The following is a 26,197-nucleotide window of genomic DNA, read 5'->3' on the forward strand; positions in this document are numbered from 1 at the left end:
GATGCCGAACTTGGCGTCGGCGCAACCTCAAACCACTGAAGGACCCGAACCATGAAAAATCTCCTTGTCCGCTTTGCCCGCAACGAATCCGGTGCGACCGCCATCGAATACGGCCTGATCGCCGGCCTGATCGCCGTCGCCATCATCGGCGCGGTAACCACCGTCGGCACCGATGTAAGCAAGGTGTTCACCACGATTTCAGGAAAGCTGAACCCCGCCACCTAAGCTCAAATGGGCAGGGCTCTTGCAAAGCAGTGCGGAGGGTTGAGCCCTCCGCCAGCCTTTTTTGGCACGAGCAGTTAATGTGAGACCGCAGGGCGACGTCGATGTTTGGCAAAAAATCGATACTGGATCAAACGGCCGCCGAAAGAATGGAGCAGCCGTCGCGCGAAATCGAACCTGCGGCTCCGCGCGAGGTCAAAAAGTCTGCCCCGGTTCCGGCCGCCGCCAGACCCGAGAAGGCCGAACAGTACTACAACCTCAAAAAGGAAATTTTCAGCGCGCTCATCGCCACGATCGACGTGGCAGTGCTGTCCACCATGGATGGCGAGCAGGCGCGTACCGAGATCGGCGCTATCGTCAACGATATCGTCGCGGCCAAGAAGGCCGGCATTTCCATGGCCGAGCAGAACGACCTTCTGCACGACATCTGCAACGACATTCTGGGTTACGGCCCTCTCGAGCCCCTGCTCGCTCGCGACGACATCGCCGACATCATGGTGAATGGCGCGGACCAGGTGTTCATCGAGGTGGCCGGCCGGGTGCAGCAAACGGGTATCCGCTTCCGGGACAACGAGCAGCTCCTGAACATCTGCCAGCGCATCGTCAGCCAAGTCGGCCGGCGCGTCGATGAATCGAGCCCGATCTGCGACGCGCGTCTCGCGGACGGTTCGCGCGTCAACGTCATCGCACCGCCGCTCGCCATCGACGGCCCCAGCCTGACCATCCGCAAGTTCAAGAAGGAAAAGCTGACCGTCGACCAGCTGGTGCGTTTCGGCTCGATCTCGCCCGAAGGCGCCGAGATCCTCAAGATCATCGGCCGCGTGCGCTGCAATGTGCTCATCTCCGGCGGCACTGGCTCCGGCAAGACGACGCTGCTCAATTGCCTCACGGGCTATATCGACGACGGCGAACGCATCATCACCTGCGAAGACGCGGCAGAGCTTCAATTGCAGCAGCCGCACGTCGTGCGTCTCGAAACGCGCCCGCCGAACATCGAAGGTCAGGGTGAAATCACCATGCGCGCACTCGTCAAGAACTGCCTGCGCATGCGGCCCGAGCGGATTATCGTCGGCGAGGTGCGCGGGCCAGAGGCCTTCGACCTGCTTCAGGCGATGAACACCGGCCATGACGGCTCGATGGGAACACTTCATGCGAACTCGCCGCGCGAGGCGCTCTCCCGCATCGAGGCGATGATCACCATGGGCGGGCACTCGCTGCCCGGCAAGGCAATTCGGGAGATGCTCGTCTCGTCCGTCGACGTGATCGTCCAGGCGGCACGTCTTCGCGACGGCTCGCGGCGCATCACCCACATCACCGAAGTGCTCGGCATGGAGGGCGACGTGATCACGACCCAGGACCTCTTCGTCTACGACATGGTTGGGGAGGATGATAGGGGCAACATTATCGGACGACATCGCTCGACCGGGATCGGCCGCCCGGCATTTTGGGACCGCGCGCGCTATTACGGCGAAGAAGCCCGCCTCGCCGCGGCGCTCGACGCTGCGGAATTGAAAGCGGCTGCGTAAGTCACGACTGACACAGGTGTATTAACGATGCTGTCCCTGCTGTTTCCCGCGATCGTGTTTCTGTTAGCTTCCACCAGCGTCGGCGGCATGATGGTTGTTGCCTTCTACCCGCGCGTGGTCAAGGCAAGCGCCTATCGCCACAGGTTCGACCGCATCGCGGCAGTGGCGGAGTCCTCGCAGAGCGAGCGGGCGGAAGAGGAAGGCCGGGAGCGCCGGCGGTCGGTGGAAAAGACGCTGCGCGAGATCGAAGCGAAGCACCAGGCGAAGGCCCGCAAAGGCCGTAAGCCGCCACTGATCGGCAGGATGCGCCAGGCCGGCCTGCAATGGTCGACGAAGACCTATTTTCTCATTTGCGCCGCTACGGCTCTGGCCACCTGGGGCCTGATGCTTTTCTGGGGTCTCGGCATGCTGACCGCGGTCGGCTTTGCAATAGCCGGGGGCTTGCTGCTGCCGCACATCTACGTCAACGCAAAGCGAAAGTCGCGATTTGCTCGTTTCACGGCCGAATTTCCGAATGCCGTCGATGTCATCGTACGAGGGCTCAAGGCGGGCTTGCCTATGCCCGATTGCCTGAGAGTGATCGCGGCGGAAGCACAGGAGCCGGTCAAGAGCGAGTTCGTCACCGTCGCGCAGGACCAGACGCTCGGCATCCCGGTCGACGAGGCGGTGCAGCGCATGTGCGAGCGCATGCCGCTGCCCGAGGCCAATTTCTTCGCGATCGTTATTGCCATCCAAAGCCGAACCGGCGGCAGCCTCGCGGAAGCACTCGGAAATCTCTCCAAAGTGCTGCGGGAGCGGAAGAAGATGAAAGCCAAGATCAAGGCCATGAGCGCGGAGGCGAAGTCTTCCGCTGGCATCATCGGCGCCTTGCCGTTCTTCGTAGCCGGCGCCGTGTACCTGACGAGTCCGGACTACATGACGCTCCTGTTCACGACGCTCACGGGCAAGCTCGTGCTTGCTGGTTGCGGGCTGTGGATGAGCGTCGGCATTTTTGTCATGCGCAAAATGATCAACTTCGACTTCTGAGGGCACGAGATGAGCCTGGGCGTTAACATTCCCGATCCGGAACAGCTGACTGCCTTGATGGCCGGCCTCTCCGCCTTTTGCGCGGTCGTGGTCGCTTCCTGGCCCTATGTCTTTCGGGACACGCTGGCCGATCGCCTGAAGAAGGTCGAGGGCGAACGCGAACGTATCCGGCAGAGGGAGCGTTTCCGGCTCGGTGCCGAGAAGCGCAACGGGTCGCTGCGCGTGGAGCCGAAGCGCCTGTTCCAGGCAATCGTCGATCGCTTCAATCTTGCCAAGCAGGCGGAGGACGGGGAAATCGTCCGCAAGTTGAACATGGCCGGCTATCGCGGCCACGCGCCGATCACGGCCTTTCTCGCCGTAAGGCTGATAGCGCCGATGGTCCTCTTCGCGGCGACACTGCTCTATATCCTGCTCATTATTCGCCCGGAGGCGCCCTTGCTCCTGGTCTTGGGCATGGCCGCCGGCGTCGGCTCGCTCGGCTATTTCGCGCCGGCGATCTTCATCAGGAACAGGATCACCAAGCGGCAGCAGGCGATCCGCCGATCATGGCCGGAGGCGCTGGACCTCCTGTTGATCACCGTGGAATCGGGCATGGGCATCGAAAGCGCCTTCCGCAAGGTGGGCGAGGAGGTCGGTGCACAGTCGCCGGAGATCGCCGAGGAAATCCTCCTGACCACGGCCGAGCTTTCCTACCTGCAGGATCGTCGCCAGGCATTCGAAAATCTGGGCCAGAGAACCGGCGTGGAAGGTGTGCGCGCCGTCGTGACCAGCCTTATCCAGGCGGAAAAATACGGCACGCCGCTGGGGCAGGCCCTTCGCGTCATGGCTCAGGAGAATCGAGACATGCGCATGAGCGAAGCGGAGAAAAAGGCGGCAGCCCTTCCGCCAAAGCTCACAGTGCCGATGATCATCTTCTTCCTGCCCGTGCTCTTCGCCGTCATCATCACGCCGGCGGCGATCCAGATCATGAGTATGTAGAATGAACCAGTCTGGAGAAAGAGCATGAAAGCCGCTCCTGATTCCGCAATGGAGCGGGATGAGGAAATGTGCGCGGCTGCCCGCTGGCATGGCGCTCCAGAATAGGTGTCGAGGGACTCGCCCGGGCAGAGTTGGGGTGGGGCGAGGGCGGCGCTGCGCGAGGTTCGGCGCGCAGCGCCGCATCTGCTTCCGTTGTCGGGCCGCCCATTTTTATCCGGCTTTAGCAAGAGCGGTGATTTTCGCCGCGATGCCTTCGAGCGGTAGCACGAAATCGACGAGACCGGCGCTGATCGCCGATTTCGGCATTCCGAATACGACCGAGCTCCGTTCGTCCTGCGCGATCACTTTCCCGCCGGCCACATGCAGCGCCCGGAGACCCTCGGTGCCGTCATCGCCCATCCCCGTCAGGACGACGGCGAGAGACTCGCTTTTGAAAGCGCGGGCGATCGAGCCGAAAAGATAGGAGCCCGACGGCTTGAAGCCCTGGATGGGAGCCTCGTCGACCACGCGCAGGCGTGACTTGCCCGAGACGCCGAGCTGATGACCGTCCGGAGCGAGGTAAACGGTGCCCGGCCTCAATAGCTCGCCGTTCACCCCAACCTTCACGTTGAGCGCAATTGCCGCGTCGAGCGACGCGGCGACGCCTTCGATGAAACCGTTCGACATGTGCTGCACGATGAGGATGGGTGCGGGAAAATCGCTCGGAAGCTCTTTCAATATCGAGCGGATCGCGGTCGGGCCTCCGGTTGAGGCGGCGATGCCGACGATGCCTATCGGCGTCTCGGAGGCCGGCCGCACCGCATGTTCGATCGGGCGATTTCCGTTTGTCTTCTTCCGCCATTGACGAACGACCTTGACCTGCGCCATGGCCTTCACCGTCGAAAGAAACTTTTCGACGGCCCCTTGCTCGTGAGGCCCGCCAGTCGGCGCCGGGATGACCGCGAGTGCGCCTGCCTCCAGGGCACGCGCGGACATGGCACCCAATTGCGACCCATCGTGGTACGCGACCATGACGACCGGCGTCGGCGCCGTGATCATGATCTCGCTGACGGTCTCGGCTCCATCGTCGCCGGCAAGTCGAAGTTCCACTGCTACAATGTCCGGCAAGAGTTTGCGGGTCATTCGCACTGCACCCTTGCCGGTGCTGGCCACTCCCACGAGCTCGACGGAGGGGTCGATCTCAGCCGCGCTCTTGACGAGCTCCTCAAGATCAGGCGTCGGTGTCGCAAGGAGAATACGTATCATCTAGGTGCCGTCACACGACCCGGCGCATGGTCTCGAGAAAGTGCTGTGCATCGAACTGGTCCTTCCTGAGATAGGCGTTCGCGCCGGCGCGCAACCCTCGCATTTTGTCGTCCAGCGTTTCCCGCCCGGTCACCAGCACGACGGGGGTGTCGGTGAAGCGCTCGGAGCTGCGAATTGCCTCGGTGAGCTCGAACCCGTTCATGGTCGGCATGTCGACATCCGCAACCACCATGTCGGCCCCGCGTTCGCGAAGCTCCTCCAATGCTTGCCTGCCATCGGCCGCAGTGGACACGTCGTATCCCGCTGCTTCCAGGATGAGTTTCACAAGCGTCCGCACATATTTGGAGTCGTCGACGACGAGCACCGTGCGACGCGTTGCCGGAGCCGGGCGAGGCGCGCAGGCGCCGACTGGCAGCCGCTTCTCCGCAGCGGCTTCGGCGATCGCAGAGACGTTCAGAAGCAGAGCGATGCGCCCGTCCGGCAAAACCATGCCGGCGCTGTAACGGCGAACATTTGCAAGCCGGGGCCCAAGCGGACGGGCGATAAGCTCCTGCTCTCCGGCAACTCCGTCGACGAGCACCGCGACTGGACCGCCGGGAGCATCCACCACGACTGCGGGCAAAGCCTGTCCGTTTTCGATGCGCATTGGCCGCGACGCAAGCCAATCGGCAAGGTCGACGAAGGGGATCGGGCCGGCTGCAGTATTGACCATGTTCTCAGAGGCAGCGAAGTCATCGGTGCCGACGCGTATCACCCGCTGGACGGAGGCCGTATCGATAGCGAACACGTACTCGCCGGCAATGATTTCCAATGCGCGCACGGTCGCCAGGGTCAGCGGCAGAGTGAGAGCGAAGGCCGCGCCTCCCGTCGGCACCTGCGAGACTTCGGCGGTGCCGCGGAGCGCTTCGATATTCCGCTTGACGATGTCGAGGCCTATCCCGCGCCCGGCGAGGCTGGTGACCGTCGTCGACGTCGATACTCCGGACTCGAAAACACGCCGGAGCAGCTGCGCCTCATCTTCCGCCGTGACGTCCGAGGCTTTGCTGAGAGTGCTTATGTCGAAGCCGCGGCCATCGTCCTCGACTCGCACCTGCATCCGGTCCCCGGAGACGGTTACGGCAATGAGGACCTTGCCCCTTTCAGACTTTCCGGCCGTTCGGCGTTCTTCGGGCGGCTCGATGCCATGTGCGACCGCATTGCGCACCAGATGCCGGAGCGCATCCTGAAGGCCCGAAAGTATCGAGCGGTCGATCTCGATTTCCCCTCCCTTGACTTCCAGCTCGGCCAATTTGCCCGATCCGAGGGCCATGTCGCGCACCAGGCGATCGAGGCCCTTGCAGGCCTCCGCAAAGGGCTGCGTGCGCGCATGCCGCACCTCGTGGTCCAGCGCCGTCGCGGCACTGTGCATCAGGTTCATGTCTCTGCGCAGAGAGGTCGCCAGCTGGCGCAATCCGCTCTCCAGGACTGCCGCCGGTGCCGCAAATTCGGGGCCGATACCACGCAGTTTTCTTGCCTGCTCCCGCAGCAAGGACGCTTGCCCGGCGTGGCGCCGCATGACGGCGTCGAAAGACAGTAATTCACCGCTTCTGTAAAGCAGCGTATCCAACCGATCGGCAGAGACACGCATCGAGCCGTCGGTATCGCTGACACGAACGGGCACCTGCAGCTGCGTCGGCGACGGACGCTTCGGTTTGCCACCTCCGTCATCAGGGGCCTTCACGGTGGCGGCCTTCAGTGCCTCGACCACGCTCTCGCCATGCGCAGGCGAAGGTGCGATACCGGTCTCCAGCAGTCGGGCCGCATCCCGGATCGCATCGGCACCGGACAGAAGCAGATCCAGCTTCGGCTGTTCGAGCGCCGAGTTCTCTTTGACGGTGACGGAGAGTATCTCCTCCATCCAGTGGCAGATTGCTTCGACGCCGCGCACCTGGAGCAGGCCTGCCGCTCCCTTGAGGCTATGCACGGTCCTTAGAAGCTGCTCCTGCAGACCGAGTTTTTCATCGGCTTCGGCGGCGCCTTCGATGGCGAGCAAGGCCTGCTCCATGGCGGATGCACGTTCGCTCACTTCCTGGGTGAACATCTCCAGCAATTCGCGGTCTAATTCTTGGGGGTCCGTCATGTCAGTCGCCATGGTCCTTAAGCATTTCCTTCAACCTCGAGCCGAGCTCGTTCAGGTCCTTTGCTGCCTGCTCCGCCTGCCGAACCGCAGAGAGGTTCTGGCTGCTCGCCTGCTCGATGTAGTGCATGGCATCGTGAATCTGCTTCATGCCGGCCCTCTGTTGACCCGCCGAGGCGGCAATCTGCGCCACCGAGCGCGCCGAATCGGCAACGATCGCTTCAAGCTGCCGGATCGTTTCGCCCGCTTCGTTCACCGTCTCCAGTGCGCGACTGACGCTCTTCGTGCCATCCTCGGCGCCGATGACCGCTGCGTTCGTCGACTTTTGTATCTCCATCAGGATCCGGCGAACTCGTGTGGTTGCGGATTTCGATTGGTCGGCAAGCGTCCTGATCTCGCTCGCAACGACACTGAAGCCCCTGCCGTGCTCACCCGCGCGCGAAGCCTCGATGGCGGCGTTCAGCGCCAAAAGATTGGTCTGGTCCGCGATTTCGGCGACGACCGAGACGATCTCGCCGATTTCCAGGCTGTTTTCCGCCAGCGAAAGAATGTCGCCGGCGATCGATTCCGTGCGTGCGCTCACCGTGTTCATCACGTGCACCGTGTCATCAAGCGCCCGGCGGCCGTCATTGCTGATCTTGACCGCCTTGTCGTAGGAGGCAGCCACCTGCTGCGCTCGTTGCGCCGCCTGCTCCGACGTCTGCAGCACCTCGTCGACGCTCGTCACCGTCTGGGCGACGGCCGACGACTGCTCGCGCATGCCTTCGACCTGCTGCGTGGTTCCTGCGAGAATCTCCGCCGCCGACGAGGAAAGATGTTGCGCCGTCTCGGAAATCGTCGCGAGCAGTTCTTCCAGCCTCTCTCTGTTGCCGCGTTCGTTATCGATCATCGCGGCAAGCCTCGCGGTCATGGCATTGAACGAGGCGCCGAGAACGGCAAGCTCGTCCTTGCCCTCCACCGCAGCCTTCTGTTCCAGATCACCGGCGCTGACACTTTCCGCCACGGCGGCGAGGGCCCGTGTGCGGCGGACGAGGCGGCGTGCCACGCGCAACACGTACAGAAGCATCAGCACGGCAAGCATCGAAAAACCGAGTTGCAGCACTTCAGAACGCTGAAGTCGGGCGACCCCGGCACGCTCGACCCGGTCGGTCACTTCGTCCATCTGCCTCGCGAAGGCCCTTATCTTCGGATCGAGCTCATCAAGTTCCGCATGAGTGACCGGCGCATCGGCGATCGCTCTTTCCAGGGCGGGCCTGACCTGCTCCTGCCAGAGGCGGCGGGCCTGTTCAAGCTGTGTCAGTGCGGCGGCATCGCTCGTGGCCGCCAGCCCAAGCCGTTCCTCGCCGCGCGCAAGGCGGGCAAGCAGCCGCTCATTGCGGGCCATCAGGTTACGCAACTCGTCGGCAGCGGCGCTCCGTGAAGAGGCTTCTGACCTCTCGAGCCCGGCCGCCGTATAGATCATCTGGTAGGCAAGACGTTCCTGCCCCAGGGAGGAGGTCACGATGAGATCGCCGCGCACCCGCTCCAGTGCAATGAAGCTGGACCCTACGAGCAGGGCTGACGCAGCCACGAAAAGCAGCGTGGACAAGCCCAGTGCGCCATAAATGCTATTCGCGAACCGGGGACGCATCGGTGCCCGTCCTTTCCGCCTCGTCGGCCGTGATCTGGTTGTCCTCGAGAAAGAGTTGGCGATCCTCCAATAGTCGCCGCCCGTCGAGGATGACGGTGCCCGCTCCGGTCGTTGCGCATTGCCAGGCCTTGTCGCCAGCGCCTGGCTCCGCCGGGTGGATGTCCTCCAGGGGGAGCGTCAAAATTTCGGGAGCAGCATCGGATAGGATCAGGAATTCGGGATGTGCTTGTCCGCAGACGATCGCCCAGTCGTTGACGAGGCCGTTTCTTGGCGTCCCGTCCAGCAGCGCGCTCAAGTCGAAGGCGGGAAGCAATTGGCCCCGAAGATCGTAGACGCCGCAGACATGCGGGGGCATTCCAGGCAGAGGGCTGACACGTACCGTCGAGACGATTTCGCAGACGTAACCGATCTCCAGGGCGAACCCGCGCTCGGACAGCATGAAAGACACAAGGCCGATTGTTTCCTCTTCGCCTTGCCCGGTAAGCGGATCTGCACCTAAGCGTGATGACTTCTCCCTGCCCCGCGTTTGCAGATCTTCACTTGAAGCTTCCAGAAGCGCTTCCGTCTGTTCTATCGCTGCCGCCATGCGTCTTCGGATAGCAGTCCAGTCGACTGCCCGTGTGGGATCGGAAGATGACGTCATCACGCTTTGCTCCCCATTCGGCGTTGGATTTGGCCGATTTCCCGCCTTGCGCGTTTCGCAAGTTCTTCCGCTGTCGCCTCCGGCATCAGCGCGACGCGCTCGCCCGGCGGACGCGAGAGACACCAGGCAAGCGTATTTCCGAAAGCGCGCAGGGCCGCTTGCTGGTCGCTCTCTTTCAGGCACACGCCGAGAAAGAACTGCGCGGCCGCCAGCGTGCTGTCCAGATAGACGACGCGTCTGAACGCCGCCGCACCCGCATCGTTTTCCCCGTTGGCCACATGGCAGAGCCCCTCGACGAAATGCACTTCCGCTGACAGCGGATGGCTCTCGACACCTTGCCGGGCAAGGTGTGCAGCCTCGCGGCTCTCACCCCGGTCGAGACGCTCGTGGATTTTTCCGGCGATCAACTTGGCGGGATCGGAGGCGTGCGCGTCGGGTGTTCCGGTTACGCAGGGCCGCCCACGCGGCGCGCGCAAGGGAGCCTTTCCGGTAGGGCGTTCCAAGACGGAGAAAGGTGCCGTCACGGTCTTGCGGCTTCCGCCGGCGGCCGTTGTGCGTCGATAGACGACGCCTCCCGGCGTAATCGACGTCTCGAAGGGGGCATGCTTCCACAGGGGCGGATCGGTCGGCGCCGTCAACAGCCAGCCGCCAGCGGCAAGACAGGAGAAGAGCTGGCGCGCGATCCGGCGTATCGCGCTCGCGTCGACATAGACGAGCAGGTTGCGGCAAAGGATCAAATCGAAGTCGGCAAGCCCCCTTTCGGGCGCTGGAAGTGCGTCATGGCCGAGGTTCAGGTGTGTGAAACCGACCTGCCGACGCAATCCTTCGTTCAGTCGAAACCGTCCGTCGAAGGAGGTGAAACACCGCCTCCTCACGTCTGGATCCGTGTTCCTCAACGACCATTCGCCGTATTCGGCGGTGGTGGCGGCGGCGAGTGCCTTCCGGGAGACGTCCGCCGCACTTATCCGCACCTCCTCCAGGGCGCCTTCTTCCTCGCACAGAATAGCGAGCGAATAGGGCTCCTCTCCAGTCGCGCAGCCGAGGCTCCAGATGCGTAAGACCCGGCCGACGGGCCGCCTGCGGCGCAATTCCGGGAGAATTTCCTGGCGGATCAGCTGAAATTGCTCCGGGTCTCGGAAGAAATGCGTTTCTCCGACGGTGATCGCCGCGATCGCGTCGTCGGCCAGATCCTGGTCCAGCCCCAATCGGACGAGCAGCGTCTGGCTGTCTCCGAGGCCATGCTGCTCCATAATCCGGCGGATCGCCGCCGCGACGGTACTTTTTCGGGATGCCGGAAAGCTGAGGCCTACCTTGCAGGCGACCTCTTCGGCGAGCTTGGACGGAGACGCGTGCCGTGTCACCGAGCGCCTCCCGCATCGGCCGCCGGGCTGGCGCGAAGAGGGCGTCGGGCAAAGCTGGCTGGCGAAGCAGGCTGGCGCATTTTATTCCTACATCAGTGACTCATCCGTCGTCAGTACGTGCTTGCATGCATTGGGGCTATTCGTCCGGTTGGCTTAGACCGGACTATTGCGGCTCTCGGTCATGGGCAGCAGCCGCGCTCCTGCGGCGGCTGCCTCCTGGCGGTTTCTTACCCGGAGGCCGCGAAAAAGGGCCGCCATGTGGATCTTCACCGTACCCTCGCCGAGCTTCAACTTGCGGGCGATTTCCTTGTTGGAAAATCCCTGAACAAGCAGCAGCAGGACTTCCCGCTGCCTCGGCGTGAGGAATTCGATCGTTCGATGGCCCCGCTCCTCCTGGTTTCCTCGGGAGGCTGCGCCCTCCGCCTCCTCGGAAGGGGAGGCTCGGCCCGCCATCGAAGGGGGCACGTAGACAGCGCCGTTGAGGATCGTGCCGATCGCCTCGGCAAGCTCGCTCGCGCCGAGACCCTTCGGCACATAGCCGTTGATGCCGGCGGTCAGCGCAGCCAGAATGTCCGACCGTCGAGAGGAGGCCGAGACGACGACCACCATCAGATCGGGATGGATGTCGCGCACGGCCGCAAGGCTGGCAGCGCTCTGCATGCCCGGCATGGCGAGATCGAACAATGCCAGGGTTATGTCATCGCGTTCACTCAGACGTTCAATCGCTTCATCGAGCGACCCCGTTTCGAGTATCTCCGTGAAATGCAGCTTGTTCTTCAATATGAAGCCAAGGGCGATACGGAAAAATTCGTCATCATCAGCAACAAGTGCAACGCGTGAGGGATTCATTACGCTTTCCTCGCCGGTTCTCTGGCGCCAGCCGGCCATCAAACCGGCTCGCTGGCCGATCTGCGGCTATTGCGCCGTCACATCATGGCGCACCAATGCGCGGTAGTACCGAGATTGTGCCACACACGCGGCACGACGTGTAGGGCCAGATGCAGCAGTCTGGGCGATTGCGGTCCGCCGGCCGGCAGGAAACAATGACTGCGCCTTAAACGCATCGCAGTCTCTGTCGTGAAGCACCCAATTCGCGTTCAGAACGCTTCGCAGACGATCTCCTTTGACGATGACCGGCTCGGCAATGCCATCCATCCGATACCGGAAGCCATGGGACTCCTTTGGTGAACGTTCTGGAAGCGGAGCGTTCATGTCCAGACTCTTCGAATGAGTGGCGACAGGCGTCCCGCTGCAGTGGTGCCCCCGCCTGGTTGTGCAAGCCAGGGTTAACTATTTTCGACTGCAACTGGTTCCGGAGGATCATTCGCTACGGTTAACGATTCCGGATCCGATTGCGGGCGGGTTCAGATGGCGACGAGTTGGGCCCCGCTGGCGCTGGACTGCTGCGTCAGATGAACAACGTCGGAAAACGGGCTTGCAGCCGCATCGGCCGGTGGAAAGAACGACGGAACCGTCTGTTCTCGAAAAACAGGCACAGATTGTGAGCGAAAGGCAGAACCACCCTTGCCGGTAGAGCCGAAATGGGCGACCGTTGGTCTGGAACACGAAGCGAGGAACATCGAATCGAATTGATTCTGTAAAGGTGGGGGTGCGGCTTTGCCCGCGGGCGCTGGGGCTGAACGAGGAGCGGAGGCTGAAGCGGGAATGTTTAGGGGAATAGGTAGGTGGGAGGCGCGAGGGGGCACCCTCGCGGCGGCTACGGCGGCAGTGATCGCCTGCAGTCTATGGGGTCCCGGATTGGTCGGCCGTGCGGAAGCCCAGGAAAAATTCGTAAGCCTTTCTGGCTCCGTGCAGCAGGTGACGCTGGCGCCGAACGATACGCTGACGATCAGGACCGGTAAGGCCTTCGGCGACTTGGTGATCGGCAGCGCCGAGTTGATCGATGTGGTACCCCTTTCCGACAGGTCGCTCTTCATCCGCGGAAAGACCACGGGCTCCACCAATATTTCCGTCTATGACGACAGCAATGCTCTGATTGGCGTGATCGACGTCCGGATTGCCAGCGATTTCAGCGAAGTGGCGGCGGCGATCCGTTCCGCCGCACCCTCGGCGCGGGTGCGGGTGTTCAACTCCAACAACCGAATCCGACTGACGGGGATGGTGCGGGATGCCGTCGAGCTGCAGCGGGTGCTTGAGATCGCCCAGTCCTATTCCGAGGAGCCGGTCCTGAACCAGCTGCGCGTCAACGACTCCCAGCAGGTAATGCTGGAGGTGCGCGTGATCGAAGCATCGCGCCAGACCGGCAAGGACCTTGGCATCGGCTGGTCCGGCCAGGGCAGGAACGGCATCGGAAAGGCAACGGCGAGCCAGGGTATTTCGGTCAATGACGACGGTCAGCTTGTCCGTACTCTGGAAGACGCAGCGGGCGCCGCCACGGGCATGCAGCCCTTCGGCCAATTGATTGCCAAGGTGCTGACGATTGCAGGCGGAAGGATCGACGTCGTTATCAACGCATTGGAGCAGAAGGGCCTGGTGCGCCGGCTGGCACAGCCGAATTTGATCGCCATGAGCGGCGAAACCGCGAGCTTTCACGCCGGCGGCGAGGTACCGATCCAACGAACGGTTGCCAATGGTGCGACGGTCGCGACGGAAACCGACTATCGCCCCTTCGGCGTGCGGCTCACCTTCACGCCGGTGGTGCTCGATGACGGGCTCATCAGTCTCAAGATCGAGCCGGAAGTCTCTGAGATCGACACGTCCATCAACGTCAACGGCAATCCCGGCTTCATCTCGCGCGCGGCGCGAACCACGGTGGCGCTGCGTGACGGGCAAAGCTTCGCCATGGCCGGTCTGCTGCAATCCGTCAATGCCAAAGACATCCAGCAATTGCCGGGCCTCGGACAAATTCCTGTGATCGGCGCGCTGTTCCGCTCGACAAGTTTTCTGAAGCGGGAGTCCGATCTCGTCATCATCGTCACCCCGCATATCGTGCGGCCGTCGACGCCCGGTGAGGACCTCTACAGCCCGCTTGAACAAACGCGTTCCTCGAACGATTGGGAGCTCTTCGCCCTCGGCATCATGGAGGTGGACAAGGACATGCTTAGGCGCTTGCGCACTGGTGAAGGAGTGAACGGGCCTTACGGCCACCGCCTCGATCTCGATGTGGGAGGCCAGCTTGCTGTTTCCAAAAAGTAGTCGCGCTTCCCTGCTGCTGGCCGCCGCCGCTCTGCTCACCGGCTGCGCCGACTATATGAACCATCGCGACTCGATCACCTTCGGGCTCGGAAATGCGGTTGAGGCCAATAAAGGCATCCACATCCAGGACCCGTTCCCGCGAACAGCCTTCAACACTCGCATCCCTACCGACGGCAAGGCGATCAATCGAGTCATGCGCAGCTATCAGGGTTCGGACCAGGCGGGCGCTCCGCCACCGTCGGCCGTGATCCTGCCCATGGCGACGCCTCCTGGTGGAGCGAACGGGGCATCCGGCAACGGCGCGGGGTCCCCGCAGTGATCGCACGACATGGTGATCGGCGGAAGCCCCGGCGGATATTCAAGAAGAGCCACGCGCATACCATCGCCGCAATTTTCGTCATCGGGCTCGCGTCTTCTGCCGAGGCGGCGAGTGAACGCGTTCCGCGCGATCTTGGACCGCGCACGGGCGTCGTCGTGACGGCCGCGCACGAATACCCGCCCGGCACCGTCGTCGTCTTCAGCGACAAGCGGACGCTTGACCTCGTCCTTTCCGGTGGCCGCGCGATGCGTTACCGGATTGGCGTCGGCCGAAACGGCTTTCGCTGGAGTGGCGTCGTCAAGGTTGGCCGCAAGGCGGAGTGGCCGGATTGGCGGCCGCCCGCCGAGATGAAGGCGCGCTCGCCGGAGCTTCCCGAAATCGTGCCAGCCGGCCCCTTCAATCCGATGGGAGCGCGCGGCATCTATCTCTACCGGGGTAACGCCGACACGCTCTACCGCATTCACGGGACGAATGACCGGTCGACGGTTGGCGAATTCGCCTCCTCCGGCTGTTTCCGGATGAGCAATGCCGATGTGATCGATCTTTATGAGCGGGTGAGGATTGGGACCACGGTCGTGGTGAAGTAGAAAAGGAACGTTTGCGCACGGCCTTTATGGTCCACGATAATTGTAGGTGGAGCGCGATACGGGCGGAAAACACCGCGCAGACTTTTCCTCATCCCGCTCTGGCTCCCTGCCGCCACCCGTGAGCGTCAGGCGTCGCTTTAAAGCGACTCGTTACCTCAATTCTTCATTTATTAGCTTCCATTACGCAAAATACTTCGTGAGCAAAGGCGACGGCATGGCTAGGATGGCCCAATATTGGGGGGAATGAATGGTCGCACATCAGATTCGCTCGCAACTTGATCGCTTCTCACGATTGTTGGTGGCCGCATTTATCCTGTCTGGTTGCCAATCCGCTGCGCTCGACGACGTCGCGGCATTTGGCGACAGCGCCAAGACCCTGCAGGACGACTCGGCGGTTGCCTTCTACAAAGACGATGAATTGATCACGAAGGGCAAATTGCAGTTCGAGGAAAAGAACTACGGAAAATCCTACGCCATCTACAAACGCGCGGTCGCCGTGTTGCCGCAGGACCCCGCCGCCTGGCTCGGCTTTGCCGCTTCTGCCGACATGATCGGACGATTCGACACGTCGGACAGAGCCTATCAGCAACTCGCGAAGATGATCGGCAACAGCCCAGTCTACTACAATAATATCGGCTATTCCCATCTGTTGCGGGGCGACTTGCCGACTGCCCGCCGCCACTTCCTGAAGGCATACGAACTCGATCCCACCAACGAGACGACGGCAAGAAACCTCGAACTGATGAAGAACAGCGTCAAAGTCGTGCAACGCTGAGGCCGGCTGCGGGGGCTCGTGGGGCAAAGCATTAGCGCTGCGCAAACCAGCCCGCGCGGGCGCGCTGGAGCCCTACACATCATGCTGCACGTGCTCTTAGCGGACCTTCCTCAAAATCAGTTTGCCTTCCGGCGAAACCGACCTTTCGTAGCGGGGCAGATCGGCAACGGAGGGACCGTCAGCGCTGGTCCCCGGCTGGCCTTCCTCCGGCTCCGGGAAGTCCGTTTCAGGTCCGGTATTCGACGTCGGTTTCAGGCGCTGCGTCACGTCCTTGCCGGGTGCGCTCAGGATCACGGAGCCCCCGGCGGCGAGAAAACCGGAATGCATCCGGTCATCGAGAGCGGATATGATTTTGCCCAGTTCCTCGACCTGCTGGCGAATGGCTGCCGTTTCATCGGCCTCGGCAATCCTGGCGATGTTGCGGGCCCGTTTATCGATCTGCAGCTTTAGGCCGTCGATGGACGTCTTCACGGCAGCCAGCGCCTCGCGGCTCTCACGGACATCGGCCGCATTCTTGGCCGTGTAGAGAAGGGTACCGGCATTCAGAGGCAGGAAAACCAAGGCGAGAGCAATGAACGGGCCGTTCCTGGTCTGCCCGCGCGCTCTGGCCGGCAGACTGCTTCTCGCCGCATCCGGTTCGATCTCCACATCCGTCAAGCTGGTCATCCGCCTGTCCTCCGTCCATCGGGTGCCGAAGCCCAAGAGTGTCCGCGTTTGTGGTTCCGTTATACCGCGAATTTCTCTGAGTCGTCCCGCTCGCGGGACAAAGCATACAGCAATTCATATCGTACAGCGCCCGCGCATTAACGCGCCAGAAGATCTGCGTGCACTGTAGCATTCCAAAGATCCCGCAACATAGCCTCGGGAGGAGTGGCACCGACTCCACCGTGAAGCCCTTTTCTGCCCGCTGCGGCGTTTCCAGCGATGCTACCCCTCCCCCGGTTGGCGTGACCCAGGTCTAGGCGATCTGGTCTGGCCGATTCGACCATCTGGCTGAATAAAGATGTTAACGGAGACGCGTTATAAAGCGCACCTGCATCTCAGACCTCGCGCAATGAACTCGGGGTGCTGACCCGACTTCAACCGTGGCCTGGGAAAACAATGCCTGCAACGACGACGTATGCACCGAGCACGAGCGCCTATATCAACAGTCTCCTTGGCGACTGGAAATGGGCGATCAGGGACTTCACTTTCAGTTTCCCGACCAGCGCTTCGTTCTACGGCGCCGGTTATGGCAACGGTGAGCCGCTGAAAGGCTTTGCGGCCTTGAATGCCGCCCAGCAGGCCGCCACGCGAGCAGCCCTCGATCAGTTTTCCTCCGTCGCCAAGGTGTCGTTCACCGAGATCACCGAAAGTGCGACCAGGCACGCCGATCTCCGCCTCGCCTCCTCCGACGCTCCGAGCACCGCCTGGGCCTATTTCCCTTCGACCGCAGCGGAAGGCGGCGACGCTTGGTTCAACAAATCATCTGGCTACTACAGCCGCCCGGCCAAGGGAAACTACGCCTACCTGACATTCCTTCACGAGATCGGCCACGCGCTTGGACTGGAACACGCCCATGAGGGCAACGTCATGCCGGCAAGCCGCGACTCTATGGAATACACGGTCATGAGCTATCGCTCCTATGTCGGTGCCTCGACCACGACCGGCTATACCAACGAGACGTGGGGTTACGCGCAATCGCTGATGATGTACGATATTGCTGCCCTGCAGCATATGTACGGCGCTGATTTCACCACGCGCAGCGAGAACACGACCTATCGCTGGAGCCCGACGTCAGGCGAGATGTTCATCAATGGCATGGGTCAGGGCGCCCCTGGCGCCAACAAGATTCTGCTTACGCTGTGGGATGGCGGCGGGACCGACACCTACGATCTCTCCAATTATACGACCGCGTTGAAGATCGACCTTCGCCCGGGTGAATGGACGACCACCTCGACCGCGCAACTGGCAAAGCTGCACTATAGCGGCTCCAAGGTGGCGATCGGCAACATCGCCAACGCACTGCAGTTTCAGGGCGACGGGCGCTCCCTCATCGAGAACGCGAAGGGCGGCGCGGGCAACGACACGATCACCGGCAATGCCGCTGCAAATGCTCTTTGGGGCAACGGCGGCAATGACAGGCTGATTGGCGGCGACGGAAACGACAATCTCGTCGGCGGTACGGGCGCCGACCGGCTCGATGGCGGCAATGGCACCGATCTGGCCAACTACTCCAATGCAGCCACCGGCATCGTTGCCGATCTTTACTCGCCCGGTTCCAACACGGGAGAGGCGGCCGGCGATACATATGTGTCGATCGAGCGGCTCTATGGCTCGGCCTTCAACGACAGTTTGCGCGGGGACAATCGCGCGAACCTCTTGAACGGTCTTGCAGGCAACGACACGCTGTATGGGCGTGACGGCAACGACACGCTGATCGGCGGCAACGGCGCCGATCGGCTGATCGGCGGCGCCGGTGCGGACACTTTTGTCTTTCAGACGATCGCGCATTCGGCGCCGGCTGCCAGGGATGTGATCGATGATTTCGCGCCCGGTGTCGATCGGATCGATTTGCGTTCCATCGACGCCAACAGCAATGCCAGCGGAGACCAGGCATTTCTTTTTATCGGCGGCAATGCGTTTCACGGCAAAGCCGGTGAGCTCAACTTCAGGAGTGGGGTGATCGCCGGCGATATCAATGGCGACGGCCTTGCAGATTTCCAAATCAAGGTCATGAACCTGTCGGCTCTTTCGGGAACAGATTTCCTGCTTTGACGGGATTGGATAAGCCATGAGCGAATGGATCGATTTTGAACGCTGGCCCGACTGCAAGACCATGGAACGTCCGGGGATAGTCTTTGAAGTTTCCAATGGAGAACAGACCCTGATCACCGGTTGCATCGTCCCGCTGCCGCTGCCGTTTGACTGGGTGGCTCATCCTGTGCGCTTTCGCGCCGTGCCCCAGCCCAGGCCTCGGCACTCGTCGCCGATACCCGGGCCGGCAGCTCCGCAGCAGTAAACACAAGACTGTGCAGGCTGGCTGCCGGCGATCTTCGAACGGGAGTCCGAACAAGAGCTGCTTGCGCCCTCGAGCGAAGTCGAGCCTCATCGACGTGCTACGCCGCAGCCATCAGGCTAGTCGGACTATAGGGAAAGCAATGGATACGGCTGGCGGTCTGCTTGTCCTTCGGGTTATTCTGATCGCCAGAGCCTCGGCGAGGACACGTCGGCCTATCCAGGTCAAATTGGGACGGACGTGTTTCTCGCGTTTATCAGGTGAGTAGACGAGTATGTCGCGGCAGGTTAACGACTCCGCTGGAGGATCGATGAACACCCTTGCTCCCCGTCTCACGGACCTCGCTCACGGTGGCGGTTGCGGCTGCAAGCTCGCGCCATCGGTTCTACAGCAGCTTCTTGCCACTCAACCGGCTGCCCAGCCGTTCGCCCAGCTCCTCGTCGGCAACGATATGGCCGATGATGCGGCCGTATGGCAGGTCGACGACAGCACCTGCGTAATTGCCACCACCGATTTCTTCATGCCGATCGTCGACGACCCGCGAGACTTCGGGCGGATAGCCGCGACCAATGCCATTTCCGACGTCTATGCCATGGGCGGAAAGCCGATCCTGGCATTGGCGATCGTCGGCATGCCGATCAACAAGCTCGATTCGACGACGATCGCGAAGATTCTCGAGGGCGGCGCTTCGATCTGCGCCGAGGCGGGCATTCCCGTGGCCGGCGGACATTCCATCGATTCCGTCGAACCGATCTACGGCCTCGCCGTCATCGGCCTCTGTCATCCGAGCGAGGTTCGTCGCAACGGCGGCGCAAAACCCGGCGACGCGATCATCCTGACCAAAGGGATCGGCGTCGGCATCTATTCGGCAGCCATCAAGAAGAATGCGCTGCCGCCCGGCTGCTACGAGGAAATGATCGGCTCGACGACGCTGCTCAATCGCATCGGTGCGGACCTCGCCGCCGACCCGGATGTCCACGCGCTGACGGATGTCACCGGTTTCGGAATCCTCGGTCATGGATTGGAGATGGCCCGGGCGTCTCAGCTTTCCCTCACCCTAAGCCTTTCCGCTGTCCCCTCCTTGTCACAAGCTTACATGCTCGCGGAACAGGGCTTCATCACCGGTGCCTCGGCGCGTAACTGGGCGAGCTACGGCGCCGACGTCGTGCTTCCCGACAACCTGCCGGACTGGCAGCGCCTGCTGCTTGCCGACCCGCAGACCTCGGGCGGTCTGCTGGTCGCATGCGCGCCGGAAAAGGCTGGCGCATTCGTCGAGAGGATCCGCCTCGCGGGCTATCCGCTTGCGAATATTGTCGGAACCGCACAGGCCGGTGCGGCCCGAATCAAAGTGATCCCCTAATCTCGATTGCTTCGGGGAACAACCGCCCCCGAACGTCGTTGGTGGACGGTGAAAAGGAGATCGCCATGAGCAACCTCGCGCTGATCCGGCCGTTCATGCTTGCTTTGGCCACTTTCTGCCTGCTGATCGCCATGTCCCCGGACCCTGCATCGGCACAGGGCCCGAATGAGAAAACCGATTGTGCCGCAGCTGCCGGCAAGGCTGAGCCGGCAACGGCCCCGGACCGCGCCAGCGCTGACGGCACCGCGCCCGGTAACAGCGGATCGACCGGCTGGACTGGAGGCACGGGTGGCGCGCATATCGGGACCAATCCTCAAGGGGCGGCTGCGGGCTCGACAACCTGGCAGCCGCCGACGGCGCGCGGCATCGATCTCGCCACGGCGCCCGAACCATCGGCACCCGGAACTCCGCCACCGGCGGATTGCTGAAAGTACCGCCGCGGCGATCGTCTGTTCCCAAGCGGTAAGCATGGTAGTATTTTTGTCAGCGAGTTATCACGCCGTGATCAGACGGGAGCTGAGACCATGCTGGACCGCCGCCGATTTCTGACGAATGCTGCGACAGCCGCAATCGCAACTGCCTGGGTTTCAAGAGGTGGCACGCAGGCGCGTGCTGAGGAGGCCGTAACCGGGACCGGCTGGCGCACTTTCGAGATTGTCACCAGGATCGACCTTCAGCCCGCCGAGGGTCCGGCCCAGCTCTGGCTGCCGGTCATCCAGTCTGCACTCGACTATCAGAAAGCGGACACTCCGCGTTGGGCGTCGAACAGCACCGACATCCGCATCGACAAAGACCCCGCCTCCGGCGCCGGCATTCTCCGGGTAATCTGGCAAGGCGGACCACAACGCGTCATCGAGGTCACCCAGCGCGTGGCCACGCGCAATCGTCGCGTGACAGGCAAGCTCGCCGCCGCGGACGCGGAACTTCAGCACGAGTTGCGCGGAACCCCCAGCATGCCCGTGGACGGCATCGTCAAGACGACGGCCATGCGCATCGTACAAGGCCGGAATCGTCCCGAAGATCGCGCTCGGGCGATTTACGATTGGGTGATCGACAACACTTTCCGCGATGCGAATATCGACGGCTGCGGCGTCGGCAATGTCAAGGACATGCTGGAAAGCGGCTATTTCGGCGGCAAATGCGCAGACATATCAAGCCTCTTTGTGGCGCTCGCCCGCGCCGCCGGCCTGCCCGCTCGCGACGTTTTCGGCATCCGTGTGGCCGATTCCGCCGATTTCAAGAGCCTCGGCCGTTCGGGCGACATCACCAGGGCGCAGCATTGTCGTGCCGAAGTCTATCTCGACGCTCATGGCTGGGTTCCAGTCGATCCGGCTGACGTCCGCAAGGTCGTGCTCGAAGAAAACCTGCCCCTCGACAATCCCGCCGTCCGCGCTTTCCGCGAAAAAGCTTACGGCCAATGGGAGATGAATTGGGTAGGATACAACACGGCGCGCGATCTCGTCCTGCCCGGTGGAGAGCTGCAGCAGGGCTTTCTGATGTATCCTGCCGCCGTTACCTCGCGTGGCGAACTGGACTGCCTCAATCCGCAGACCTTCGCCTATTCGATCACTTCCAGGGAAATAACGGCCTGAAGAACCGGACCGACGTTCGAACGCACAAAGCCAAGCCGCATCGAGATCGATCAATGCGGTTTGATTTCCTCGATCGTCAACCGCAATCCGTCGGCGTTGAACAATTCCCCTTCCCGGATCAGAGAACGGTCCTCGTTGAGCTTGAAAACAAGCGAAGCAAGCCTCGACTTCGCCTGCTGATCCTCCACGAGGCCTTCGCGGCCGGCCCGGTAGAAGACGACGCCCGACCAGTCGACATCGGCACTGCGGAAAAGCCTTACCATTTCCGGCCAACGCAACTCGTCCCCGAGGACATGAAGATAGGCCGACCGCAGCAGATCGACACTGGTCTCTCCGATCCGCAGCAGCACGAAGAGCATGGTGAACGAGCCGACGTCTCCATAGGTCGAGATTACCCACTCGTCGAAATCGGTCGCATGCGGCCCGGCGCTCACGAGCGGTCTCCTGATGGCGGAAGAGAATGGGAGTCGAACCCACCCAAGACAGCCTCGCTGCCCCACCCGGATTTGAAGTCCGGACGCCCCACCGGGGACGAATCTCTTCCCTCACCTGCTTCAGGAACAGGTTCGTCGTAAAGATCGAGCCTGTGCGGGTTGATCCGACGGATGTCGCCACGTCGAATCGTCACTCCCTGACGATCGAAGAATTCGAGGATTTCGATCGCAACCTTTCTACCGTTGTTGACGCGGTCGCGAAAGAGACCTGCGGGAAATTCGCCCCGATCGGCATTGGCGGCGATTTCCCTGATGATCCCGACCATTTCCGCTGTCGTCTGACGGGCGAAGAAATGGTCGTGCCTAATCTGGTCGACCCGGCCGAGACGTGCACAAAGCTTCAGAACGCGGCGTATCTCTCGTTCGTCGACGCCCAGCATCTCGGCGAAATCGCGAACTCGAGGCGGGCGGAATCTCTCCTCGCCCTCCAGATGCGGAAGGATCCTGGCATAGAGGTCCTCTTCCTTGTCGCTCAATCGGACCTCGTGGCCCGGCAATCGGACGAACGCGCCTTCGAGCACCAGGCGCCCTCCTGCCTGTTCGGCCCTAAGTGCTACCAGAAAGGCCGGCGAGGGAAGCCGCGGCGTGACCTGCAGCCGCAGACGTTCGCGACCGATGCCCTGCAGATCGGGATTCTCCACATGAAAGGTGCCCAACACGCGCTGGACCTCGTCGGAAAACGCGGCTCGCTGGCGCTTGGACAGCGCATGGCGTGACGCCTGGCTTTGGATCACCTCGGCCGCCGCGAACTCGGTCGCGGTCAGCAGTTCCGCTTCCGACAGCGCCCTGTCGCGGGCAAAGGCGTCAAGATCGACGAGAAAAGGCGGAACATCGAGCAATGCAGCGAGCGCGTCGCCAGCACGTTTCACAGACGCGGCCTTCAGGAGATTCAGCCGCTCGGGAGAACGCCGCTTGCGCAAAGGCGCCCGCAGATCCAGAAACTGTCCACCACCGATCGTGCGCCGGGCCGAAACGTCGCGCAGGACGAAACGGTCGCCGGCAGCGGCCGCGATCGGACGGTCCAGAACGAGTTGAACCCTCCCGTTCTGGCCCGGTAACAGCGGTCCTTCCAGCGGGACGATACGAACACCGATCTCGGCGCTCGCATGGTGGAGCCGGGCTGAGAACCATTCGCCGATCGGCTTCGCCTCACTTTCAAGCACCGACAGATCCGCGTCGATCCGATCACTCGGGGCATGCAGATAAGGATCGACCACCATGTCGCCACGGTTGATCGAGTCCTTCGAAATCCCCTCGCCCGCAAGATTGAGCGCACAGCGCTGCCCGGCAAAGCCGCGCTCGGTCTGCTGGTTCTGAGCATGTATGGAACGCACGCGCGCAGATCGACCCGCCGGCGAGACTGTCACCTGGTCGCCGACGCCGACAGAACCCGAAAGCACGGTTCCGGTGACCACGGTGCCGGTGCCTGAAAGCGTGAAACTACGGTCGGCGGCGAGCCGGAAACGGCCAGCGGCACTCGACACGACGGTCGCGCGTTCGGCAGCCGCCAGCCGGTCCTTCAACAATTCGATCCCCCGCCCGGTGGTCGCAGAAACAGGAATTATCTCTGCGTCGCGAAGGTTCGTCGACGCAAGAACTGCGCCTATTTCGGCCGCGAGGCTCTCGAGGCGGGCAGAATCCGCAAGGTCTGCCTTGGTGATTGCGACCAGTCCGCGGCTGACGCCGAGCAGATCGAGAATCGCGACGTGTTCGAGGGTCTGGGGTTTGATGCCATCGTCTGCCGCAACCACCAGCATGGCATAGTCAATGCCGCCTGCTCCGGCGAGCATGGTATGAATGAAGCGCTCGTGACCGGGGACGTCGACAAATCCGGTAACGGCGTCCTTCGCAAATCGGGCATAGGCAAAGCCGAGGTCTATGGTGATGCCGCGCGTCTTTTCTTCCTTGAGGCGATCGGTGTCGACGCCGGTCAGCGCCTTGACGAGCGTCGTCTTGCCATGATCGATATGTCCGGCCGTGCCAACGATCATGGCGTCCCCCCTGAAAGCGGCTCCTCGGCAAGGCGCTCCGCTTCCTGGACCTGCGCGGGCGAAAGACTGTCACGAACCGGTCCCATGAAGGGCTCTGCCAGCGCGCTACCGCCGTTCTTCGCCCGGATCAGCCAGGCCAAAGCCGCTACGTCATCCCGTATGGTGCCGGCGCCCATGTGGCAGGCCGCCCCCAGCATCGCCTGTGCGTCTGCGTCGCCCTTCTCCGCGCCCTTCAGCCACCAGTGGACGGCCTTTTCCGGGTCCCGCTCGACACCGAGCGCGTTGTGGTGGAGCATGCCGAGCCGCGTCATCGAGGACGCTATTCCGGCCTCGGCGGCACATTCCGCCCAGCGTCGCGCTTCGATCGGATCGGCGGCCATGATCTCGCCTTCCAGCAGCAGCCAGCTCAACATGTCCTGGGCCGGCGCGTCGCCCTTTTCAGCAGCGCGCCGGTAGTATTCGGCTGCGGTGTCGTAGTCGGCGCCGGCGCCGTCGAGCCCTTGCACGTGCAAGGCGGCATAGTTGCGTTCCCCGACCGGATCGCCGGCCTCGGCCGCCAAGCGCAGCCATCCGAGGGCCAGTTCACGATTCCTCGGCACCCCTAGTCCTTCGGCGAAGCAGGCGCCGATATTGTTCTGCGCCCGCGCCACCCCGGCACGCGCCAAGGGCTCCCAGATGCGTAACGCCGTCTCGTAGTCGCCGGCTTTGGCAGCTGCCAGCGCCTCGTCCATCGGATCGGCTTCAGCCGTCCGGGGTTTCTGTCGTCGAAGGTGCTCAAGCCACCGCATGGCCGGTGCCCTCAGACAGGGTTTTTAAGAATTGCGCCTCATCGGACAGACAGCGCAGATCCAGGACCAGCGCGCCGTCCTGCAGGCGCCCCAGGATCGGACGGGACAGAGACCGGAACAAAGCTGCGAGCGCTTCGAGTGCATTCCCGCCGGGTGCAACGATTCTCAGGCCGGCGCTCGGAATCGTATCGACCGGCAGCGCCCCGGAGCCGATCTGGCTAGAACAACTGCAGACCTCGACGGCGTAGCCGCTCGGCGCCAGCAGCGCGCCGACCTGCGGTGCGAGCCGCTCCGCCTGTGCCCGCACCTCCGGTTCGCGCCGGGAGAGCATGAAAAGCGTCGGCAGGCGGGAAGCCAACCGATCCGGATCTCGATAGAGCTTTAAGGTAGCAGCTGTCGCCGCGATCCGGATCTTGTCGACACGCAACGCCCGCTTCAGCGGATTCCGGTTGATCTCAGCGATCAGGTCCTTGCGGCCGACGATAAAGCCGGCCTGCGGGCCGCCGAGTAATTTGTCCCCCGAAAAGGTGACCAGATCGGCTCCTTCGGCGACTGCCTCGCGCACCGTCTGCTCTTTACCAAGACCGTAACGCGACAGGTCGACCAGGCTGCCCGAACCGAGATCGTTGAGTAGCACCACACCTGCTTCATGGGCGATCGCCGCAAGCTCGGCACCACGCACCTCCGCGGTAAAGCCTTCGATCCGGTAGTTCGAAGTATGAACCTTGAGGATCAAAGCCGTCTCGGGCCGGATCGCTTTGACATAGTCCTTGGCATGGGTCCGGTTGGTGGTGCCAACTTCGACGAGATCGACGCCGGCGCGCTCCATGATGTCCGGCATACGGAAAGCGCCGCCGATCTCGATGAGTTCACCCCGCGAAACGATCGCCTGACGCCCGGCGGCGATCGAGTTGAGAGCGATCAGGACAGCCGCGGCATTGTTGTTGACGACAGTGGCATCTTCCGCCCCCGTCAGTTCGCAGAGCAGTTCCCGCAAATGGCTGTCGCGTTCACCGCGTCCGCCGCCATCGAGATCGAACTCAAGCGCGGCCGCCTCGCGCATTGCGTCGACGGCAGCCTCGATCGCCTCCTCCGCAAGCAGCGCCCGACCGAGATTGGTATGAAGCACCGTGCCCGTCAGATTGAACAGCGGGCGAAGGTTCGAGCGGTCGCGCTCATCAAGCCTCGTCAGCAGGGAGGCAATAAGGCCATCCCTGCCCGGCAACACACCGCCGCTCCGCACAGAAAGACGGACTTCGCCGAGCACTCTGCGCAGTTCGTCCGTCACCACGGCCCGGCCATATCGCTCGACGAGCGGCGATACGGCCGGCGCGTTCAGCATCTGGTCAACGGAGGGTAAAGCACGAAGATCGGCAGCTCCCGACATTGG

General features: G+C 62.6%; 23 protein-coding genes, 1 tRNA gene and 1 pseudogene. 13 read left to right on the forward strand and 12 right to left on the reverse strand.

Annotation, left to right across the window (positions count from 1 at the left end):
- Nucleotides 1-51 precede the first annotated feature (51 nt).
- The 4 genes from SINAR_RS0109395 to SINAR_RS0109410 all read left to right on the forward strand — a co-directional run bounded on the left by SINAR_RS0109395 (nt 52) and on the right by SINAR_RS0109410 (nt 3,752).
- A complete protein-coding gene (locus SINAR_RS0109395; protein ID WP_027998860.1) occupies nt 52-225 on the forward strand; it encodes a Flp family type IVb pilin in 174 nt (57 codons plus the stop codon).
- A gap of 101 nt (nt 226-326) precedes the next feature.
- A complete protein-coding gene (locus tag SINAR_RS0109400) occupies nt 327-1,748 on the forward strand; it encodes a TadA family conjugal transfer-associated ATPase (protein ID WP_027998861.1) in 1,422 nt (473 codons plus the stop codon).
- 27 nt (nt 1,749-1,775) lie between these two features.
- Nucleotides 1,776-2,774: a type II secretion system F family protein gene (locus SINAR_RS0109405; RefSeq protein WP_050577461.1), complete on the forward strand. Its 999-nt coding sequence runs from the start codon at nt 1,776-1,778 to the stop codon at nt 2,772-2,774.
- A 9-nt stretch (nt 2,775-2,783) separates the two neighbouring features.
- Nucleotides 2,784-3,752 (forward strand): type II secretion system F family protein, encoded by a 969-nt coding sequence (locus SINAR_RS0109410; protein WP_027998863.1) that lies wholly within the window; start codon nt 2,784-2,786, stop codon nt 3,750-3,752.
- A 210-nt stretch (nt 3,753-3,962) separates the two neighbouring features.
- Here SINAR_RS0109410 and SINAR_RS0109415 read toward each other — a convergent pair whose 3' ends face one another.
- The 6 genes from SINAR_RS0109415 to SINAR_RS0109440 form a co-directional block, all read right to left on the reverse strand.
- Entirely contained in the window at nt 3,963-4,997 is a 1,035-nt protein-coding gene (locus SINAR_RS0109415) for a chemotaxis protein CheB (protein WP_027998864.1), read from the reverse strand.
- Between the two features lie 10 nt (nt 4,998-5,007).
- Complete coding sequence (locus tag SINAR_RS0109420) at nt 5,008-7,116, reverse strand: hybrid sensor histidine kinase/response regulator (RefSeq protein WP_027998865.1); 2,109 nt, start codon at nt 7,114-7,116, stop codon at nt 5,008-5,010.
- A gap of 1 nt (nt 7,117) precedes the next feature.
- Nucleotides 7,118-8,743: a methyl-accepting chemotaxis protein gene (locus SINAR_RS0109425; protein WP_027998866.1), complete on the reverse strand. Its 1,626-nt coding sequence runs from the start codon at nt 8,741-8,743 to the stop codon at nt 7,118-7,120.
- On the reverse strand, nt 8,721-9,182 hold the full coding sequence (locus tag SINAR_RS0109430) for a chemotaxis protein CheW (protein ID WP_234710599.1): 462 nt from the start codon (nt 9,180-9,182) through the stop codon (nt 8,721-8,723). Before SINAR_RS0109430 ends, SINAR_RS0109425 begins: the two co-directional genes overlap by 23 nt.
- A gap of 203 nt (nt 9,183-9,385) precedes the next feature.
- A complete protein-coding gene (locus SINAR_RS0109435) occupies nt 9,386-10,747 on the reverse strand; it encodes a CheR family methyltransferase (RefSeq protein WP_027998868.1) in 1,362 nt (453 codons plus the stop codon).
- A 153-nt stretch (nt 10,748-10,900) separates the two neighbouring features.
- Complete coding sequence (locus tag SINAR_RS0109440) at nt 10,901-11,596, reverse strand: LuxR C-terminal-related transcriptional regulator (RefSeq protein WP_027998869.1); 696 nt, start codon at nt 11,594-11,596, stop codon at nt 10,901-10,903.
- 816 nt (nt 11,597-12,412) lie between these two features.
- Between SINAR_RS0109440 and SINAR_RS0109445 the strand changes: the two genes are divergently transcribed.
- The 4 genes from SINAR_RS0109445 (at nt 12,413) to SINAR_RS0109460 (ending at nt 15,584) form a co-directional block, all read left to right on the forward strand.
- Nucleotides 12,413-13,903, forward strand: a complete 1,491-nt coding sequence (locus tag SINAR_RS0109445; protein ID WP_027998870.1) for a type II and III secretion system protein family protein — start codon at nt 12,413-12,415, stop codon at nt 13,901-13,903.
- Nucleotides 13,869-14,222, forward strand: coding sequence for a hypothetical protein (locus SINAR_RS0109450; protein ID WP_033057220.1), 354 nt, complete (start codon nt 13,869-13,871; stop codon nt 14,220-14,222). Before SINAR_RS0109445 ends, SINAR_RS0109450 begins: the two co-directional genes overlap by 35 nt.
- A gap of 62 nt (nt 14,223-14,284) precedes the next feature.
- Nucleotides 14,285-14,809 (forward strand): L,D-transpeptidase, encoded by a 525-nt coding sequence (locus SINAR_RS0109455; RefSeq protein WP_050577481.1) that lies wholly within the window; start codon nt 14,285-14,287, stop codon nt 14,807-14,809.
- 247 nt (nt 14,810-15,056) lie between these two features.
- Nucleotides 15,057-15,584, forward strand: a complete 528-nt coding sequence (locus tag SINAR_RS0109460; protein ID WP_027998873.1) for a tetratricopeptide repeat protein — start codon at nt 15,057-15,059, stop codon at nt 15,582-15,584.
- 96 nt (nt 15,585-15,680) lie between these two features.
- On the opposite strand, the gene SINAR_RS0109465 is transcribed toward SINAR_RS0109460, so the two are convergent.
- A complete protein-coding gene (locus SINAR_RS0109465; protein ID WP_027998874.1) occupies nt 15,681-16,250 on the reverse strand; it encodes a hypothetical protein in 570 nt (189 codons plus the stop codon).
- 435 nt (nt 16,251-16,685) lie between these two features.
- Between SINAR_RS0109465 and SINAR_RS0109470 the strand changes: the two genes are divergently transcribed.
- The 5 genes from SINAR_RS0109470 (at nt 16,686) to SINAR_RS0109490 (ending at nt 21,534) form a co-directional block, all read left to right on the forward strand.
- The gene (locus tag SINAR_RS0109470) at nt 16,686-18,341 is read left to right on the forward strand and encodes a M10 family metallopeptidase C-terminal domain-containing protein (protein WP_027998875.1); all 1,656 of its coding nucleotides are present in this window, start codon (nt 16,686-16,688) and stop codon (nt 18,339-18,341) included.
- Nucleotides 18,342-18,357: 16 nt separating this feature from the next.
- Nucleotides 18,358-18,585 (forward strand): hypothetical protein, encoded by a 228-nt coding sequence (locus tag SINAR_RS0109475; protein ID WP_027998876.1) that lies wholly within the window; start codon nt 18,358-18,360, stop codon nt 18,583-18,585.
- Between the two features lie 307 nt (nt 18,586-18,892).
- Nucleotides 18,893-19,942 carry a selenide, water dikinase SelD gene (selD, locus tag SINAR_RS0109480; RefSeq protein ID WP_027998877.1) on the forward strand — a complete coding sequence of 350 codons (1,050 nt, stop codon included), beginning with the start codon at nt 18,893-18,895 and terminating at the stop codon, nt 19,940-19,942.
- Nucleotides 19,943-20,007: 65 nt separating this feature from the next.
- Nucleotides 20,008-20,370: a hypothetical protein gene (locus tag SINAR_RS0109485; RefSeq protein ID WP_027998878.1), complete on the forward strand. Its 363-nt coding sequence runs from the start codon at nt 20,008-20,010 to the stop codon at nt 20,368-20,370.
- Between the two features lie 96 nt (nt 20,371-20,466).
- Nucleotides 20,467-21,534 carry a transglutaminase-like domain-containing protein gene (locus tag SINAR_RS0109490; RefSeq protein WP_027998879.1) on the forward strand — a complete coding sequence of 356 codons (1,068 nt, stop codon included), beginning with the start codon at nt 20,467-20,469 and terminating at the stop codon, nt 21,532-21,534.
- 50 nt (nt 21,535-21,584) lie between these two features.
- On the opposite strand, the gene SINAR_RS0109495 is transcribed toward SINAR_RS0109490, so the two are convergent.
- From SINAR_RS0109495 to selA, 5 genes and pseudogenes are all read right to left on the reverse strand, one after another.
- Nucleotides 21,585-21,968 carry a hypothetical protein gene (locus SINAR_RS0109495; protein WP_027998880.1) on the reverse strand — a complete coding sequence of 128 codons (384 nt, stop codon included), beginning with the start codon at nt 21,966-21,968 and terminating at the stop codon, nt 21,585-21,587.
- A gap of 14 nt (nt 21,969-21,982) precedes the next feature.
- Nucleotides 21,983-22,078 (reverse strand) — tRNA-Sec (locus SINAR_RS1000000137150).
- Nucleotides 22,040-24,019 (reverse strand): annotated as a pseudogene (gene selB / locus SINAR_RS0109500) (selenocysteine-specific translation elongation factor); the annotation flags it as partial. The pseudogene selB and the gene SINAR_RS1000000137150, both read right to left, overlap by 39 nt.
- Nucleotides 24,016-24,807 carry a tetratricopeptide repeat protein gene (locus tag SINAR_RS0109505; RefSeq protein ID WP_027998882.1) on the reverse strand — a complete coding sequence of 264 codons (792 nt, stop codon included), beginning with the start codon at nt 24,805-24,807 and terminating at the stop codon, nt 24,016-24,018. The gene SINAR_RS0109505 and the pseudogene selB, both read right to left, overlap by 4 nt.
- Nucleotides 24,794-26,194 (reverse strand): L-seryl-tRNA(Sec) selenium transferase, encoded by a 1,401-nt coding sequence (gene selA / locus SINAR_RS0109510; RefSeq protein ID WP_027998883.1) that lies wholly within the window; start codon nt 26,192-26,194, stop codon nt 24,794-24,796. Before selA ends, SINAR_RS0109505 begins: the two co-directional genes overlap by 14 nt.
- Between the last annotated feature and the right edge of the window lie 3 nt (nt 26,195-26,197).

The organism is Sinorhizobium arboris LMG 14919 (assembly GCF_000427465.1).
GTDB lineage: Bacteria > Pseudomonadota > Alphaproteobacteria > Rhizobiales > Rhizobiaceae > Sinorhizobium > Sinorhizobium arboris.

What these genes read in the sequence shown, in the direction of transcription:
- SINAR_RS0109395 (WP_027998860.1), top strand. Translation starts at nt 52, where the DNA reads ATGAAAAATCTCCTTGTCCGCTTTGCCCGCAACGAATCCGGTGCGACC.
- SINAR_RS0109400 (WP_027998861.1), top strand. Translation starts at nt 327, where the DNA reads ATGTTTGGCAAAAAATCGATACTGGATCAAACGGCCGCCGAAAGAATG.
- SINAR_RS0109405 (WP_050577461.1), top strand. Translation starts at nt 1,776, where the DNA reads ATGCTGTCCCTGCTGTTTCCCGCGATCGTGTTTCTGTTAGCTTCCACC.
- SINAR_RS0109410 (WP_027998863.1), top strand. Translation starts at nt 2,784, where the DNA reads ATGAGCCTGGGCGTTAACATTCCCGATCCGGAACAGCTGACTGCCTTG.
- SINAR_RS0109415 (WP_027998864.1), bottom strand. Translation starts at nt 4,997, where the DNA reads ATGATACGTATTCTCCTTGCGACACCGACGCCTGATCTTGAGGAGCTC.
- SINAR_RS0109420 (WP_027998865.1), bottom strand. Translation starts at nt 7,116, where the DNA reads ATGACGGACCCCCAAGAATTAGACCGCGAATTGCTGGAGATGTTCACC.
- SINAR_RS0109425 (WP_027998866.1), bottom strand. Translation starts at nt 8,743, where the DNA reads ATGCGTCCCCGGTTCGCGAATAGCATTTATGGCGCACTGGGCTTGTCC.
- SINAR_RS0109430 (WP_234710599.1), bottom strand. Translation starts at nt 9,182, where the DNA reads ATGCTGTCCGAGCGCGGGTTCGCCCTGGAGATCGGTTACGTCTGCGAA.
- SINAR_RS0109440 (WP_027998869.1), bottom strand. Translation starts at nt 11,596, where the DNA reads ATGAATCCCTCACGCGTTGCACTTGTTGCTGATGATGACGAATTTTTC.
- SINAR_RS0109445 (WP_027998870.1), top strand. Translation starts at nt 12,413, where the DNA reads ATGTTTAGGGGAATAGGTAGGTGGGAGGCGCGAGGGGGCACCCTCGCG.
- SINAR_RS0109450 (WP_033057220.1), top strand. Translation starts at nt 13,869, where the DNA reads ATGTGGGAGGCCAGCTTGCTGTTTCCAAAAAGTAGTCGCGCTTCCCTG.
- SINAR_RS0109460 (WP_027998873.1), top strand. Translation starts at nt 15,057, where the DNA reads ATGGTCGCACATCAGATTCGCTCGCAACTTGATCGCTTCTCACGATTG.
- SINAR_RS0109465 (WP_027998874.1), bottom strand. Translation starts at nt 16,250, where the DNA reads ATGACCAGCTTGACGGATGTGGAGATCGAACCGGATGCGGCGAGAAGC.
- SINAR_RS0109470 (WP_027998875.1), top strand. Translation starts at nt 16,686, where the DNA reads ATGCCTGCAACGACGACGTATGCACCGAGCACGAGCGCCTATATCAAC.
- SINAR_RS0109475 (WP_027998876.1), top strand. Translation starts at nt 18,358, where the DNA reads ATGAGCGAATGGATCGATTTTGAACGCTGGCCCGACTGCAAGACCATG.
- selD (WP_027998877.1), top strand. Translation starts at nt 18,893, where the DNA reads ATGAACACCCTTGCTCCCCGTCTCACGGACCTCGCTCACGGTGGCGGT.
- SINAR_RS0109485 (WP_027998878.1), top strand. Translation starts at nt 20,008, where the DNA reads ATGAGCAACCTCGCGCTGATCCGGCCGTTCATGCTTGCTTTGGCCACT.
- SINAR_RS0109490 (WP_027998879.1), top strand. Translation starts at nt 20,467, where the DNA reads ATGCTGGACCGCCGCCGATTTCTGACGAATGCTGCGACAGCCGCAATC.
- SINAR_RS0109505 (WP_027998882.1), bottom strand. Translation starts at nt 24,807, where the DNA reads ATGCGGTGGCTTGAGCACCTTCGACGACAGAAACCCCGGACGGCTGAA.
- selA (WP_027998883.1), bottom strand. Translation starts at nt 26,194, where the DNA reads ATGTCGGGAGCTGCCGATCTTCGTGCTTTACCCTCCGTTGACCAGATG.